This is a genomic window from Streptococcus sp. oral taxon 431, from assembly GCF_001553685.1.
Taxonomy (GTDB): Bacteria; Bacillota; Bacilli; order Lactobacillales; family Streptococcaceae; genus Streptococcus.
Window position 1 is genome coordinate 291,694 of the sequence record NZ_CP014264.1, and the last position, 16,428, is coordinate 308,121.

General features: G+C 40.4%; 12 protein-coding genes and 2 pseudogenes. 9 read left to right on the forward strand and 5 right to left on the reverse strand.

Annotated features, from left to right (window positions below):
* From AXE83_RS01495 to AXE83_RS01505, 3 genes are all read right to left on the reverse strand, one after another.
* A complete protein-coding gene (locus tag AXE83_RS01495) occupies positions 1–1,047 on the reverse strand; it encodes an ABC transporter substrate-binding protein (protein WP_060955157.1) in 1,047 nt (348 codons plus the stop codon).
* 113 nt (positions 1,048–1,160) lie between these two features.
* A complete protein-coding gene (locus tag AXE83_RS10380) occupies positions 1,161–1,931 on the reverse strand; it encodes a response regulator transcription factor (protein WP_083500965.1) in 771 nt (256 codons plus the stop codon).
* Positions 1,924–3,573, reverse strand: coding sequence for a sensor histidine kinase (locus tag AXE83_RS01505; protein ID WP_060955158.1), 1,650 nt, complete (start codon positions 3,571–3,573; stop codon positions 1,924–1,926). The genes AXE83_RS10380 and AXE83_RS01505 overlap by 8 nt, the downstream gene beginning before the upstream one ends.
* Positions 3,574–3,722: 149 nt before the next feature.
* Between AXE83_RS01505 and leuS the strand changes: the two genes are divergently transcribed.
* From leuS to AXE83_RS11630, 8 genes and pseudogenes are all read left to right on the forward strand, one after another.
* Positions 3,723–6,224 carry a leucine--tRNA ligase gene (gene leuS / locus AXE83_RS01510; protein ID WP_060955159.1) on the forward strand — a complete coding sequence of 834 codons (2,502 nt, stop codon included), beginning with the start codon at positions 3,723–3,725 and terminating at the stop codon, positions 6,222–6,224.
* Between the two features lie 110 nt (positions 6,225–6,334).
* Positions 6,335–7,027: a GNAT family N-acetyltransferase gene (locus tag AXE83_RS01515; RefSeq protein ID WP_060955160.1), complete on the forward strand. Its 693-nt coding sequence runs from the start codon at positions 6,335–6,337 to the stop codon at positions 7,025–7,027.
* An 11-nt stretch (positions 7,028–7,038) separates the two neighbouring features.
* A complete protein-coding gene (locus AXE83_RS01520) occupies positions 7,039–7,461 on the forward strand; it encodes a GNAT family N-acetyltransferase (RefSeq protein ID WP_060956350.1) in 423 nt (140 codons plus the stop codon).
* 276 nt (positions 7,462–7,737) lie between these two features.
* Complete coding sequence (locus tag AXE83_RS01525; protein WP_060955161.1) at positions 7,738–8,601, forward strand: ABC transporter ATP-binding protein; 864 nt, start codon at positions 7,738–7,740, stop codon at positions 8,599–8,601.
* On the forward strand, positions 8,601–9,455 hold the full coding sequence (locus tag AXE83_RS01530) for an ABC transporter permease (protein ID WP_060955162.1): 855 nt from the start codon (positions 8,601–8,603) through the stop codon (positions 9,453–9,455). The genes AXE83_RS01525 and AXE83_RS01530 overlap by 1 nt, the downstream gene beginning before the upstream one ends.
* 166 nt (positions 9,456–9,621) lie before the next feature.
* Complete coding sequence (gene ruvB, locus AXE83_RS01535; protein WP_083500966.1) at positions 9,622–10,620, forward strand: Holliday junction branch migration DNA helicase RuvB; 999 nt, start codon at positions 9,622–9,624, stop codon at positions 10,618–10,620.
* Entirely contained in the window at positions 10,601–11,173 is a 573-nt protein-coding gene (locus AXE83_RS01540) for a nucleotidyltransferase family protein (protein WP_060955163.1), read from the forward strand. The genes ruvB and AXE83_RS01540 overlap by 20 nt, the downstream gene beginning before the upstream one ends.
* Before the next feature lie 495 nt (positions 11,174–11,668).
* Positions 11,669–11,860, forward strand: a pseudogene (locus AXE83_RS11630) (accessory Sec-dependent serine-rich glycoprotein adhesin); the annotation flags it as partial.
* Between the two features lie 206 nt (positions 11,861–12,066).
* Here AXE83_RS11630 and AXE83_RS11550 read toward each other — a convergent pair.
* Positions 12,067–12,723 (reverse strand): hypothetical protein, encoded by a 657-nt coding sequence (locus tag AXE83_RS11550; protein WP_060955164.1) that lies wholly within the window; start codon positions 12,721–12,723, stop codon positions 12,067–12,069.
* 52 nt (positions 12,724–12,775) lie between these two features.
* On the opposite strand from AXE83_RS11550, the pseudogene AXE83_RS11635 reads away from it, so the two are divergent.
* A pseudogene (locus tag AXE83_RS11635) lies at positions 12,776–15,121 on the forward strand (sialoglycan-binding domain-containing protein); the annotation flags it as partial.
* A gap of 485 nt (positions 15,122–15,606) precedes the next feature.
* Here AXE83_RS11635 and AXE83_RS11640 read toward each other — a convergent pair.
* A complete protein-coding gene (locus AXE83_RS11640; RefSeq protein WP_150114505.1) occupies positions 15,607–15,867 on the reverse strand; it encodes a hypothetical protein in 261 nt (86 codons plus the stop codon).
* Between the last annotated feature and the right edge of the window lie 561 nt (positions 15,868–16,428).

A 16,428-nucleotide genomic window follows, 5' to 3' on the forward strand; every position in this document is an offset into this window, starting at 1 on the left:
TTACTGTTTAGATTGAATATCTGTAAAGATTTCGTTGTATTTTTTAACGATATCTGATTTATTTTTGATGACATAGTCATAGTCTTCAGTTAGTGTTTTAATTTGTTCGATTGGTTTCATATTTTCGCTAGTTTTAGCATTTTTACGAACAGGACGGTTAGTGGTTGTTGTACCAAGGGTGTCTTGGACTTCTTGAGAAATGATGAAATCGATAAATTTCTTAGCGTTTTCCATGTTCTTAGCGTTTTTAATAATAGCAGCGCTAGCCGGTAGGAAGACAGTACCTTCTTTTGGATAAACAACCTTGATGTTTGCTCCGTCGTTTAGAAGTTTCACTGCGGGGTCTTCGTAAGAAAGACCAACAGCCATTTCTCCGTCTGCTACAGCCTTGTAAACACCAGATGAACTAGAGCCAATCTTACCATCAATCAAAGTAAAGAGATCTTTGACATAAGTCCAAGCCTTGTCATCTGTATAGCCACCTTGTGCTTGCAACATATTTGTTAGTTGAGCAAAGGCGCTAGAAGAGTTGGCTGGGTCAGCAGTTGCGATTTTTCCTTTGAGTTCTGGTTTGATGAGGTCGCTATAACCTTCAATATTCATCCCCTTAGTTAAGTCAGGATTGACGATCAAAACGCTACCGTCTAATGTGTAAGGAGTTGAGTAACCAGTTGTATTTTGATATTCTTTGATTACATTATCGTTTTCCGTTGATACGTAATTTTCAAAAAGTTCTCCGTGAGTAGCATATTGGGTATAGGAACCACCAAAGATGATATCTGCCACAGGGGCTTCTTTTTCAGATTCTAGTTTCTTAAAGAGTTCACCTGTTCCGGCTTGAATGAGTTCAACCTTGATGCCATACTTTTCTTCAAAAGCAGGAATAGTTGCTCCAATCAATCCTTCTGAGTTTGGGGAGTAGACTACTAGAGTATCGCTTCCTCCATTTTCAGTTGCCTTTTCTCCCGAAGCGTCGTCAGAAGAGCAGGCGGTTAGCCCAAAAATAGCAAGTCCACACGCAGCATAATACATCCATTTCTTTTTCATGATGGATACCTCCATAGTTTTGTTACCTCTATTGTAAAGCAATGAAAGCGTTTTTAAAACTTAAAATTCTATCCTAATGGGGTAAAATTCTCTACAAAAAAGAAGAATAGTGTCTAAACTATTCTTCCAATGGATTTTAACTCTTTTGGAGAGATATGAAAGTATTTCTTAAAAACTTTACCAAAATATTTATAGTCTGAGAAGCCGACTTGTTCAGAGATTTGACTAAGAGGAGAATCAGGATACTGGCTCATCTTTTCAACGGCTTGTTTTAAACGATACTGAAGAATGTATTCGTTCAAGGTGATAGGAAAATCCTCCTTGATAACCTTGTAGAGATAACTTTCGCTATAACCTAGATTCTCTGCAATGGTAGAAATGGTAAAGTGTTGGGAGTAGTGTTGGTGCACAAATTCGAGAATTTGTTGGATCAATTGGTTTTGAGGATTGATTTTTTGAAGAGATGTTACAAAAGTCTGATAGTCTTGTAAAAATGGATTGGTTTGGTGTTGATCCATCTTGAGGCGCAGAGTTATTTTTTCTAAACACTCTGTTAATTCTGCGACATTTATGGGTTTTGGGAGGAAGTCCACTGCTCCGAATTGCATAGCCTTTTTAGCATTTTGGAAATCATTATATCCTGAGAGGATCACTTTTTCATAAGAGAGTGAACGAGTCGCTTCAAACATCATAAAAGCATCCATGATGGGCATGGTAATATCTGTCAGGACGATATGTGGCTTCTCTTTTTGAATCAATTCCATGCCTTCTTGTCCGTGACTTGCAGTTCCAACGACTTGAATACCTAAGGCTGAGTAGTCTACGGCGATTTCAAGCCATTTTCGGATCAGGTGTTCGTCTTCGACAATGATTAACTTAAACATGCGTTCTTCCTTTCGTGACAAATTTTACCCAGGTTTCCCCTTTGGAGTTGACTCCCAAATCTAATTCTACATTTTCAAAAAAGTTATTCAATCGTTTGTAACTATTGACAATACCGTGCTGTGTATGTGGGCTGTCCAAGGATTCTAAGATATGTAGACGTTCTTGTTTGGTTAGACCACCAGCATTATCCTTAACGATAAAGGTCAGTGCTTCCTGCTCTTGAGTGATTTGAATAGAGATGGCAAGGTCGATACGATACTGCCTTCCGTATTTTAGAGCATTTTCCACAAGTGGTAATAGGAAAAGTTTCGGAATAGTTTGGGAATGTAGATTCTCAGAACAGTCAATCTGATAAGAAAAATGTTCAAATCGAATCTGATGGATTTTCAGATAAGCTTCGATAATCTCTAGGTCCTGTCCAAGAGTCGTTTCTTTTTCTAGTTCAGTTACACTATATCGCAGGATGCGCGTGAGATTTTGAATAAGTTCTTGAGTAATACTAGCATCAATCATACTCGTGATTTTAATGGTTTCCAAGGTATTGTAGAGGAAGTGAGGATTAAACTGAGCTTCCAGCATCTTTCTTTCAAAGATCCACTTTTCCTTCTCAATGGTCAACATCTTTTGATGGAGCTCATCCAACTCTTGGAGCATATCGGTGATTTTCTCAGCAATCAGTTCAAATTCGTCTCCTGTCTGGAGGATCAGCTTCTTGTCCTTTTTCTTAGGGATTTCCTGCAGTTGATAGACTAGACTTTCAATAGGGCCGGCATTATGCGTCGCAATTTTATAAGCAATTCGTCTCGCTTGCCAGAAGTATAACAGAAAGATACAGAGTGTTAAGACAGAAGCAAGCCCTAGTAAACTCGGAATGGGAAAGAAAGATTGAAAGGCGTAGATTGAGAAAATCGGTTCAATTTTACGTTTTTCAATCAGAAGTGGATTTTCAACATACCAATGGGTTTTAGATTGGAGTAACTTTTCATCAAATTTTTCCAGAGTCGATTGTGTAAATTGATTGGTATTGCTAGAGTAGATGTTTCCAAAAGTATCTGTAATGGCGTATTTTGAATTGATGAGAGGGATACTGGACACAAATTCATTTTCATTTACAAAAGAAATGCTATAAGCCTTAACTCGTTGATTTTGAACGATAGGCATAATGAATAGTGCGTAATGTTGCTTATCTATTGACAAAGCAACCTTTTCTGTAATGGCTCCTTGAATCGGATTTTGAATTAACAATTTTAAATAATAAGGAGCTAAAATAGTTTCTTGATGGTTGCGATTGGTACTAAAGAGCAGTTCTCCTGTGTTATCAAGGATGATAAAATCAGAACTGAGTTTTAGTTGAGCTTTTGTTTCATAAAATAGACTAAAGAGTTCTCGGTCAGTGTGTTTACCCTCTAAAAATTCTGGGACCATTTTTTGATTCATGGTCTCCAATAATTGATAGTTCGCTTGTTTCATATTACGAACATGTTGGACAATCTGTTGAGTGTCTTTGGTGAGCTGTTGCTTTTGAAGGAAATAGGAAAAACCAAACAAGAGAATGAGGAGTAAAAACGAGGTCGCTAAAGCAGCCAAAGAACTACGGTGAAGAATCTCTTTTTGGAGAGAATGTTTGAAAGAATGAGCCATAAATCACCTCTTATAAAGAGCTTGCTAAAGTAAGTATAGCAGTATTAAAAATGGAAGGCAAGGTGAAAAGAGAAAAGAGTTGAAAAGAAAGAGACTAAATTCCCCTAAAAATGGTATAATAGGAGCATCACGAAAATTGGAGAGACAGCATGAGTTTTTACAATCATAAAGAAATCGAGCCTAAGTGGCAAAAATACTGGGCTGACAATCACACGTTTAAGACAGGAACAGACGCTTCAAAACCGAAGTTTTATGCATTGGACATGTTCCCTTATCCATCTGGAGCAGGTCTGCACGTAGGGCACCCAGAAGGCTATACAGCGACCGATATCCTCAGCCGTTTCAAACGTGCCCAAGGCTACAACGTCCTTCACCCAATGGGGTGGGATGCTTTTGGTTTGCCTGCAGAGCAATATGCTATGGATACAGGGAATGACCCAGCGGAATTTACGGCTGAAAACATTGCTAACTTCAAACGCCAAATCAATGCGCTTGGATTCTCTTACGACTGGGATCGTGAAGTCAACACAACAGATCCAAACTATTACAAATGGACACAATGGATCTTCACCAAGCTTTACGAAAAAGGATTGGCCTATGAAGCGGAAGTGCCAGTAAACTGGGTTGAGGAACTAGGAACAGCTATTGCCAACGAAGAAGTTCTTCCAGATGGAACATCTGAGCGTGGTGGCTATCCAGTTGTCCGCAAACCAATGCGCCAATGGATGCTCAAAATCACTGCCTATGCGGAGCGCTTGCTGACTGACTTGGATGACCTTGACTGGCCAGAGTCTATCAAGGACATGCAACGCAACTGGATTGGTAAATCAACTGGTGCCAATGTCACTTTCAAGGTGAAAGGAACTGACAAAGAATTCACCGTCTTTACCACTCGCCCTGATACCCTTTTTGGTGCGACTTTCACCGTTCTGGCTCCTGAGCATGACTTGGTAGCTGCCATCACAAGTCCTGAACAAGCTGAGGCTGTGGCTGATTACAAACACCAAGCTAGCCTTAAATCAGACTTGGCTCGTACAGACCTTGCCAAGGAAAAAACAGGGGTTTGGACTGGTGCTTATGCAATCAACCCTGTCAACGGTAAAGAAATTCCAATCTGGATTGCCGACTACGTTCTTGCTAGCTACGGTACAGGTGCAGTTATGGCCGTACCAGCCCACGACCAACGTGACTGGGAATTTGCCAAACAATTTGACCTTCCAATCGTCGAAGTACTTGAAGGAGGTAATGTTGAAGAAGCTGCCTACACAGAGGATGGCCTTCACGTTAATTCAGACTTCCTAGATGGACTCAACAAAGAAGACGCTATTGCCAAGATTGTGGCTTGGTTGGAAGAAAAAGGCTGTGGACAAGAGAAGGTTACCTACCGTCTCCGCGACTGGCTCTTTAGCCGTCAACGTTACTGGGGTGAACCAATTCCAATCATTCATTGGGAAGATGGAACTTCAACAGCCGTTCCAGAAAGTGAACTCCCACTTGTCTTGCCGGTAACCAAGGACATCCGCCCTTCAGGTACTGGTGAAAGCCCACTGGCCAATTTGACAGACTGGCTGGAAGTGACTCGTGAAGATGGTGTTAAAGGTCGTCGTGAGACCAACACCATGCCACAATGGGCTGGTTCAAGCTGGTACTACCTTCGCTATATCGACCCACACAACACAGAGAAATTGGCTGATGAGGACCTCCTCAAGCAATGGTTGCCAGTGGATATCTATGTGGGTGGTGCGGAGCATGCCGTTCTTCACTTGCTTTATGCTCGTTTCTGGCACAAATTCCTCTATGACCTCGGTGTTGTTCCAACTAAGGAGCCATTCCAAAAACTCTTTAACCAAGGAATGATCTTGGGAACAAGCTACCGTGACCACCGTGGCGCACTTGTGGCAACTGACAAGGTTGAAAAACGTGACGGTTCCTTCTTCCATGTGGAAACAGGGGAAGAGTTGGAGCAAGCACCAGCCAAGATGTCTAAATCCCTCAAGAACGTTGTCAACCCAGACGATGTGGTGGAACAATACGGTGCGGATACCCTTCGTGTCTATGAAATGTTTATGGGACCACTCGATGCTTCCATCGCTTGGTCTGAAGAAGGATTGGAAGGAAGCCGTAAATTTCTTGACCGTGTTTACCGTTTGATTACAAGTAAAGAAATTGTTGCGGAAAACAATGGCGCTCTTGACAAGGTTTACAACGAAACCGTTAAATCTGTTACAGAGCAAATCGAGTCTATGAAATTCAACACAGCCATCGCCCAACTCATGGTCTTTGTCAACGCAGCTAACAAGGAAGACAAACTCTATGTAGACTACGCCAAAGGCTTTATCCAATTGATCGCACCATTTGCACCTCACTTGGCAGAAGAGCTCTGGCAAACCGTCGCAGCAACAGGTGAGTCTATCTCTTACGTAGCTTGGCCAACATGGGACGAAAGCAAATTGGTTGAAGACGAAGTCGAAATCGTCGTTCAAATCAAAGGAAAAGTCCGTGCTAAACTCATGGTCGCTAAAGATCTATCACGCGAAGAGCTGCAAGAAGTAGCTCTGGCTGATGACAAAGTCAAAGCAGAGATCGAAGGTAAAGAAATTGTGAAAGTGATTAGTGTACCTAACAAGCTTGTAAATATCGTAACGAAATAAATTTAAAAGTCCTTCAGAGTAGAATCTGGAGGATTTTTTGTAGATTACCTGTGAGATGTGATATACTATTCACATCTTTAAACTTATAAGAGTGAGATAAGGAGAAAACTATGCCAGTAAATGAATACGGTCAGATGATTGGTGAACCTGTAGATGATACACCTGGAGTTTTGCCTTCACTTGTTCGGATAGAAGGGCGATATACGATTATAGAAGCTCTATCGGTGGAAAAGCATGCAGAGGATTTGCTGGCTGTCTATGGCCCAGATAGTCCTCGTGAGATGTGGACCTATCTCTTTCAACCACCAGTAGAGAATCTCGAAGAATTAATCGTAGCTTTGAAGCAGATGATTGAGCGCAAGGATCGCTTCTATTATACGATTATCGATAAAGTGACTGGAAAGGCGTTGGGGACTTTTTCTCTCATGCGTATTGACCAAGCCAATCGCACCATTGAAGTTGGCGCAGTGACCTTTTCTCCGGCTCTCAAACAGACCAAGATGGGAACAGAATCTCACTATTTGCTAGCTCGTTATGTTTTTGAAGAACTCAACTATCGTCGCTATGAGTGGAAGTGCGACGCCCTCAATCTTCCATCTAGAAAAGCAGCAGAACGTTTGGGATTTGTCTATGAAGGGACCTTCCGCCAAGCTGTTATCTATAAAGGTCGCACCAGAGATACGGATTGGTTGTCTATGATCGATAAGGACTGGCCAAAGGTTAAAGCACGTTTTGAAGCGTGGTTAAAATCTGAGAATTTTGATGAAGAAGGCCATCAGTTGAAATCTCTTAGAGAATGTTAGAAAGGTTTGCTATGATTAAGATTACAAAAGAATCCTCTGTTTCAATTGATGACGTTTTACATCTCTATCAGGCAGTTGGTTGGACAAACTATACCAATCAGCCACAGATGTTGGAGCAGGCCTTGTCTCATTCGCTAGCGACTTATCTTGCCCGTGATGGTGAGGAAATCGTTGGTTTAGTGCGTCTGGTTGGAGACGGTTTTTCATCCGTTTTTGTCCAGGATTTGATTGTTTTGCCTAGCTATCAGCGCCAAGGAATTGGTAGTAACTTGATGAAACAAGCCTTAGCTGACTATAAGGATGCCTACCAAATACAACTAGCGACTGAACAGACAGAAAAAAACTTGGGTTTTTACCGTTCTCTGGGGTTTGAAACCTTATCTACTTATGATTGTACAGGAATGATTTGGGTGGATCGAAAAAACTTACAATAATTCTTTTATCTTAAGTTAACTTTAAGTTTACTCATGTATCATGTAATCATTAAGTAAAGACCTCCTAACTTTATTTAATAGAAATCCTAAACTTTTCTTTTTCATAATAATCTCCCTAAAGAAGCCACCAAATCAGGTGGCTTTTTTTATGTTCAAATGCAGAAGTTTTAAGGTAGAATTGACCACATAATCATCCATTTCGACCACATAGCACCAAACTATATTTTTTCTTTTTCCTTTTTGTTAAACTGAAGGTGTAAAAAGGAGGAAGGAAATATGATTTTACAAGCAAAAGGCCTCACTAAGAACTATGGAGACCATACAGCAGTAAAAGATATAAATTTAGAGTTTAAAAAAGGAAGTTTTAACGCAATCTTAGGACCTAATGGGGCTGGTAAATCGACCACGATTTCAATGTTAATCGGACTTAAACGAGCAACTAATGGTCAAATCATCTATGCGCCCAATACTAGGATTGGAGTTGTTTTTCAAGCAAGTGTATTGGATGAAAAGTTGACGGTCAAAGAAAACCTAGCCATTCGTGCCCAGCAGTATAAGGGGATTAAAGGTGGTCGTGTGGAAGATTTAATCAATCAACTAGGGTTGACTGCTTTTCAGAAACAACTTTATGGAACTTTATCAGGAGGACAGAAACGTCGAGTTGACATTGCTCGGGCTCTCCTATCCAATCCCGATATTTTATTTCTAGATGAGCCTACGACTGGACTAGATATTCAGACTCGCAAATCCATTTGGGATTTATTGTATCGTCTACAAAGAGATGAAGGGATGACTATTATCTTAACGACTCATTATCTGGATGAAGCAGATGAGGCAGATCAACTTTATATTATAGATCATGGAAAGGTTATTGCCCAAGGTTCTGCTGCTGAAATTAAAAGTGAGTACGCTTCCAATCTTTTAAAAATTTGTTTTAAAGACAAGCAGGTGGAGAAATTCTTACCTAAAAATATGCCTGTGGAAAAGGAAAATGAGTTTGAGTATAGTCTTTATCCTAAGAGCCAATTGGAAGCTATTGATTATTTGACCCAAGTTCGTGAGAAGATTGCTAGCTTTGAATTTCGTCCAGGAACTATGGATGATGCCTTCATAGCCCTTACAGGAAGAGAGGTGCGCTAATGTTAGCCTTATTAAAACGTGATTTTTTGTTGTATTTTCGTAATCGTTCAGGAGTCTTTTTCTCATTACTGGGAGCTTTGATTTCCTTTCTACTCTATATCATTTTTTTGCAGAAAAATTTGATGGATGCCTGGTCCCAACTTCCTGATAATAAGAGCCTTTTAAATAACTGGCTGATGGGTGGAACCTTGGCTGTGACTGGGATTACAACCAGTTTTACAGCTTTGACCCAGATGGTACAAGACCGTGAAAATCAAGTGGATCAGGATCTCTTTTTGACAGACTTAGGGAGCTGGGGCTTGCAACTGTCTTATCTTATTAGTAGCCTTATCATTTCATTTGTTATGCAAGCCTTTATGCTTATTGTTATGAGCCTTTATTTTCAAGAAATTCCAGCTATGAGTAAGCTATTTGAAATAAGTTTAATCATGCTGCTAAGTAGTCTCCTTTCAACATTGGTAAATGTACTCTTGATTTATCATTTCCAGTCAGTAGATAGTCTGGGTAAATTGGCTACCATTGTAGGTACAGCTTCAGGATTTTTAGTAGGAACTTATGTACCAATGGGAATTCTTCCTAACTTCGCTCAAGTTCTCATGAAGTGCACACCGGCTACCTATCTTGCTTCTCTCTATAGACAGGTCTTAATGAAGGAGCAATTAGAAACTACATTTATGGGGAATAGTAGCTTATTAGAAGAGTTTCAAGAAAAATTAGGAATCCGGCTTAACTGGCAGAACCTTTTAACAAAGGAAGAAACATACTTAATAGTGGTGAGTATCTGCCTCCTAACTTTTCTGCTTTGGCTGGTAGTAGTTAAAATCTCTAGCAAAAAAATAAAAATTATAGGTTAAGTTAACTTTAAGTTTACTCATGTATTATGTAATCATTAAGTAAAGACCTCCTAACTTTATTTAATAGAAATCCTAAACTTTTCTTTTTCATAATAATCTCCCTAAAGAAGCCACCAAATCAGGTGGCTTTTTTGTTTGTAGGCTGGATTTTTGCTATAATAGGTGCATGAGTAGAATTTTAGATAATGAAATCATGGGCGATGAGGAGTTGGTAGAACGTACCCTTCGTCCCCAATATTTACGTGAATATATCGGTCAAGACAAGGTCAAGGATCAGCTTCAAATTTTTATCGAAGCAGCAAAAATGCGGGATGAGGCGCTGGACCATGTTCTTTTGTTTGGTCCTCCAGGTCTCGGGAAAACAACCATGGCTTTTGTCATTGCTAATGAACTGGGAGTCAATCTCAAACAAACGTCTGGTCCCGTTATCGAAAAAGCCGGTGATCTGGTAGCGATTTTGAATGACTTGGAGCCTGGAGATGTCCTCTTTATCGATGAAATCCACCGTTTACCAATGGCTGTCGAGGAAGTTTTATATAGTGCCATGGAAGACTTCTATATCGACATCATGATTGGTGCTGGTGAAGGCAGTCGCAGTGTTCATTTGGAGTTGCCACCTTTTACCTTGATTGGTGCGACGACTCGGGCTGGTATGCTTTCAAATCCTCTTCGTGCCCGTTTTGGGATTACAGGGCATATGGAGTATTATGAGCATGCTGACTTGACAGAGATTGTCGAGCGGACGGCAGATATCTTTGAGATGGAAATTACCCATGAAGCTGCTGCTGAGTTGGCTTTACGCAGTCGTGGAACTCCTCGTATTGCCAATCGTCTCCTTAAGCGCGTGCGCGACTTTGCCCAAATTATGGGCGATGGCTTGATTGATGATGTGATTACGGACAAGGCCTTGACTATGCTGGATGTAGACCATGAAGGCTTGGACTATGTGGACCAGAAAATCCTTCGCACCATGATTGAGATGTACGGTGGTGGTCCTGTCGGTCTAGGTACTCTTTCGGTTAATATTGCGGAAGAGCGTGAGACGGTAGAGGATATGTATGAACCTTACCTGATCCAGAAAGGTTTTATCATGCGAACTCGTTCAGGACGGGTGGCGACGGCCAAGGCTTATGAGCATTTGGGGTATGAATATATTGAAAAATGAGACTGAAATTTTAGACTCTTTCAGAGAAAATCCTGAAATGATGGCTATTTTGACCATCATCCGTGACCTGGAATTAAATGATTCCTGGTTAGCAGCTGGTTCGGTTCGAAATTTTATCTGGAATCTCTTGTCAGATAAACCAGCCTTTGACCGTGAAACGGATGTGGACGTCATTTTCTTTGACCCAGAGGTGAGTTATGAAGAAACGTTGGCTATAGAAAGTAAGTTGAGAGAGGATTTTCCCCAGTATCAATGGGAGCTGAAGAATCAAGTCTATATGCATCAGCATAGTCCCCATACGCCTCCCTATGTGAATTCCTGTGATGCCATGAGTAAATATCCTGAATGTTGCACGGCGATAGGTCTTCGCTTGCATTCTGATGCAACTTTGGAGCTCTTTGCCCCTTATGGTTTGGAGGATATTTTGAACTTTCAGGTTGCTCCGACCCCTCATTTCTTAGAAAATGAAGACCGGATGAAGCTCTATCAAAAACGTTTATCTAAGAAAAATTGGCAAGAAAAATGGAAAAATCTTACATTTAAAATAACTTAAGGAAACTTTAAGTTAGGAGTTGTATACTTATCTCAGAAGTTAAGAAGACCTTAACTTTAACTCCTAAAACTTTTTCATAATAATCTCCCTATAAAAATTAAGTCGCCCAATCAGGCGACTTTTTTTGTTGCGGAATAAAGTGTTATCTTATCACTGTTAAGATTATAGTAGAGTGACAAAATCTCGGGGTATGAAACTAAACAAGTTTGAAAAAAATTGGATTCAAAGTTTGCTGATATTCGTTTTATCAATAAAAATGAGAAAATGAAATCTAGTGAGTTAAAATAAAGGAAAAAATCGTCAAAAAGTTTAGACATATATGACAAAAATGTGCTATAATATAATGACCAAAACATTAGTCCATATCATAAATTTGTGATTTTTTTTGCTAATAAAGATTATAAAATAAGAAAAAACCGAATTATAGACGTTTTTTCAGCAAAAAGACAAACCAGACTGAGTTTTATAAAAAAACAGAATCCAAGGAGAATAAAAATGTTTTTTAGACGTCAGGAAGGACGATATAGAGAAACAGACCGAGTAACGAGGTATAAATTGATCAAGTCAGGGAAACACTGGCTTCGAGCATCTACCTCTCTTTTTGGTTTGTTCAAGGTTCTTCGTGGTGGTATTGATACAGCTCAAGTTACAACAGAAGTTGTTGAAGATCGTGTTTCAACATCCCTAACTGGGCTTGATATCCTCAAGGGGATAGCTGCTGCGGGAACTGTCATAGGTGGAGGGATTGCAACCCAATCTCATGTCTATGCTAATGAACAGACTGCTGTTGAAAAAGTAGTTGAAGGTAAGGAAGTTCTTGCTAATGCAGATCAAGCTACCTTAGGAACAGTTGGGCAAGATGATCAAGAAACACCAAGTTCAGATACGACCTCTCAGTCATTAAGTGAGAGTGAGTCAGTCTCAGCGAGTGAATCTGCATCCGTATCAGCAAGCACAAGTGCGTCTGAGTCAGCTTCAACCAGTGCGTCTGTATCAGCAAGCACTTCAGCTTCAGAGTCGGCAAGTACCTCTGCATCTGAGTCAGCATCAACGAGCGCTTCGGCCTCAGCGAGTACAAGTACATCGGCTTCAACAAGTATCTCTGCTTCATCTACTGTGGTAGGATCACAAACAGCTGCGAAAGAAACTGTAACCGATACAAGCACGCCAACTGATAGAACAGGTGAATCATCAGAAACAGCATCGACAACTTTAGAGGGCAAGGTAACCTTTGCTAACCAAATATCTAAAGTAGAGAAAGTTGCAGATTCAACGACCAACTTATCGGCTTCTGCAACGGATCTTGTAGCCACAACTGCTGCTACAGAAGCAAGTGCTAAGAAGGTCGAAGAAGATCGTAAGAAACTAGCTAAACTCTCAGCTGAGATGGGTGAATATCTAGCTAAAGCTGCTGGTTTGCCAAATGCCGATTCAGCTATCACTAAGGTGAATGCTGCTGTAGTAGAGATTGAAAAAGCACTTGCAGATCCGACAGCTGATTTGACAGCAGTCGTGCAAAAGGCAACTTCAGCTCGTAACTCAATCGCCAATGCTGTTTTACGTGCAAATTCAGGTCAACGTGATAGCCGTAATGGACAGGCAATGTTCGAGGGGGTCGGTTTAAGAGGTTTTGTTAACCAACAGAATTTAGGACAAGTTACTGATTCTGCAATTGTATCTAGTAATTTTAATTCTAAGACACGTGAAGTTGTTTGGCATATTAATATGACTTCGCGTTCGCCCTTGAACTATGCAGGTATTATTGCTAAGGTTGATGCCAATACTACTATTACTAGAGTAACATTCAATGGCCAAGAGATGGAGAAACGCAAGGACTCCAATCATGAATATGCTTTTACTTATAGGCATGATCAAAATAGAAATCTTGAAGGTACAGTTCTTGTTTATGCCACAGTAAGTGATAGTTCTAAGACGGCTACAATTCAAGCTCAAGTTGGGACAAGTAGTCAACCGATTGATGGGGATTCTAGGTCTGGTAGTTACTCTAGAGCTAACAGCAGTAGAGTTACTACAGGTCCTATAGAAAATAAACCTGTAAACCCAGGGAATTCTCGGCAAACTGATAACCCTCCTACGATTGAAATGCCATCACGTATTGAAGTATTTAATGATGACGCAATAAACTACAATATCATTTTTCGTGATGACAAAGGTTTGCGAGATTTTTGGGAAAATAAAAAAGATAATGCCATTATTACAGGCTTGATGGGGAAAAATTTCCCAGGTGACTATGGTTTCGCCACGGTTAAAACAAATGATAAAGGTCAAGTAGTTGGATGGGTTTTTGATAATAAAACATGGACTACAAGAGTTTATGGAACTGTAGGTAGAACGGGTAACACTTGGAATCCTATGGTTCCTGGGGAGTACTATGTCGAATACGGTGCAAGTGATAATCCAAAGATTCAGTGGGATCGACAAACTACTACATTTGTAATCAGAGGATTTAACGAACGTCAAGATCCGGTAAGTGGTGATACTGTTACAGTTAACAATCCGTCATCTTTGAGCGAGACTGAGAAAGCTCAAATCCTTGCAAACTTCAAGAGCAAAAATGCTGCTATCCTCTCAAGTACTGACTACGTAAAAGGTTCTGAAGGTGGTAAAGAAATTACAGTGTCTAACACTGGTGAAATCACCATTACCTACCGTGACAACACTGTGGATGTTGTCCAAGCAAGTGTAAGAGCGGAAACGGAAGTACCTGTACCTGCTGTTACAGTGACACGTGGTGGTCAGACTATCCCAGCTACTCCAAGCCCAGTTGGTGGTCGAGGAGATGAACATATCGTCTATGCTGGTGACGACTTCACCGTTAAATTTACAGCGACTGATAATAGTGGTAAGTTAAAAGAGTTTAAGATTGTTTCAATGGCAGATGGGACTCGACCAGGATTGAGAGATAACTTCTTTGAAGATCCTAAATATGGTACAGGAACTGTGGATCTCTTGACAGGAGATATCACTGCTACACCAGAAAATCCTGCGACTATAACCGTCAATGCTCATATGAAGGATGATCTGGAGTGGAAATCAGGCAATACCTGGCAACGGAATGCAGTTGCAACTGACCAAGTAGGAAATGTAAACGGAACTGTAGGAACTGGTAATGTCCGTATCACCCAAGGGCAACTGAAAGACCGTCTTGCAGTGACTAATCCAGAACTCACACCGGTTGCAGATAAGAGTAACTTGACTGAACCTGAAAAGACAGCTGTCAAGAATGCCATCTACGCTAAGAATAATCAGACAACTCACCGTATCAAAGACATTAAAGTGTCAAATGATGGGACAGCAACGATTATTTATAAGGATTTAACGGAAAATGTCCTACCACAGTCAGTTACAGTTAATGAACGACCGAAATTGGTAATTCCTTATGATAATGCTACAACTAAGGAAATATATCTATACCGCGGGGAAGAAGTTAATGTAACCTTTGGTGCAACCGATGATTCTGGCAAGATTTCTTCATTGAAGTTTGAGTCGCAATATTATACTGAGGATAATGCAAACGGGAACAACTACGCAGGATATACTGGGATCAATCGTTCAAATCCAATCACAAGTTTGACAGACCAAGCAAATGCAAATATTACTATTACAGGAAGACTAGATAAAAGTTTCCCGGCGGGCAAATCATTTGAACGCTATTTGATGGCGACGGATGACCGTGGCGTTACAGATAGTGTTCATGCGAAGAATGGTGTTGGTGACAATGGTTATGTAAAATTTGTAATCAAAAATCAGACGGATAAATATACTGCTGTAGCGAAGGTTCCGACTGTCTATACATATGTCGGTGAGACTGCTAGCGATTTATCAAATGCTGCCAACTTTGTTCAGCTTGAAGGTGGTAAACAATTACCGCCAGGTGCAACTGTTACTTGGAAGACACCAATTGACACAACTAACTCTGGGGATAATAAAAAAGCTGTGGCGACAGTCACATACTCAGATGGTTCTACAGATGATGTTACTGTCACTTATAGTACCATGACTACAATCGCATCAAAAGCTCCAATCAATGATATCCAAGGAACGACTCCTCACAACGGAAATGGTTCAAACTGGCTTGACTATGTCTATAAATCGGGGAATGACTGGTTCCCAAGTGGTTCTCGACAAACATGGACAGATGAAAATGGAACTCGCTTGTCAGATGCTCCTATCACTACGACAGAAGCTGGACAACAGCGTTTCAAATTAACCTTTACATATCCTAAAGGTCGTCTTGGTGAGACAGATAGTTCGAAATTACTTAGCAAGACTGTAGATGTTATTCATAATGTATATAAGTTTGAGTCTAACCGTTCTTATATCTTTACTCAAAACAAAACAGATGATCCTAATTATCAACGTGTAGCTGCAAATCCGAAAGATTCTATCACCAAGGTGACAGGAAGCCCTGATTATAATGTAGATAAAACTAATTTTACTTGGATTGATGGAGCACCAGATCTTTCTAGAGTTGGACGATTTACAAAGGATGTGGAAGTTGAATTGCCTGTAGATGGTACAGGTGTGCGTGTGAAACAACGTGTCCCAATCAAATACGCAGTAAATCCGCAAGCTCCTACTATCTCTGCAGATTCTATCAATGAAACAGGTGGATTGCCAAATCGTTCGATTGTCGTTACGAATGTAACGCCTGGAGCAGTTGTTACGCTCACATTGGCAGGTCATACATTTACCAAGACAGCAAAAGACAACGAATCAAGCGTTACCTTTGAACCTGCTGATCTGAAAAAAGCATACGACGGTAACAACGGTCTTCTTCCAACAGGTAATGTAACAGCTAAATCTACAGTAGATGATCTGAATTCAGAAGTAACGACAGGAACAATCACTCCAGAACGTGTAAAACCAACGATTACCTATACTGTTACAGTAAATGGTAAAGAACCTAAGAAAGATAGTAATGGTCGATACCTGTTCTATGCTGGGGACAATATCCAGATTACTTATACAGGTAAAGATAATAGTGGTAAATTGGTCACACTTAAGGTCTCTGGTAATAGAAAAGACTTGACGGACTTCTTCGAAAATAGACCTGAATGGGGAACTGGTCCAATCACGAACATTATCAATACCTTAACGAATGATGACCAAACCACTTTCACAATAAATGCAGTGCCAAATAAAGATCTTGCTTGGAGTTCAGGGAATCGCTGGGGACGTTGGCTAACGGCTACAGATCCGAGTGGGAATACCGTTGATGTAGGAGAAATTAG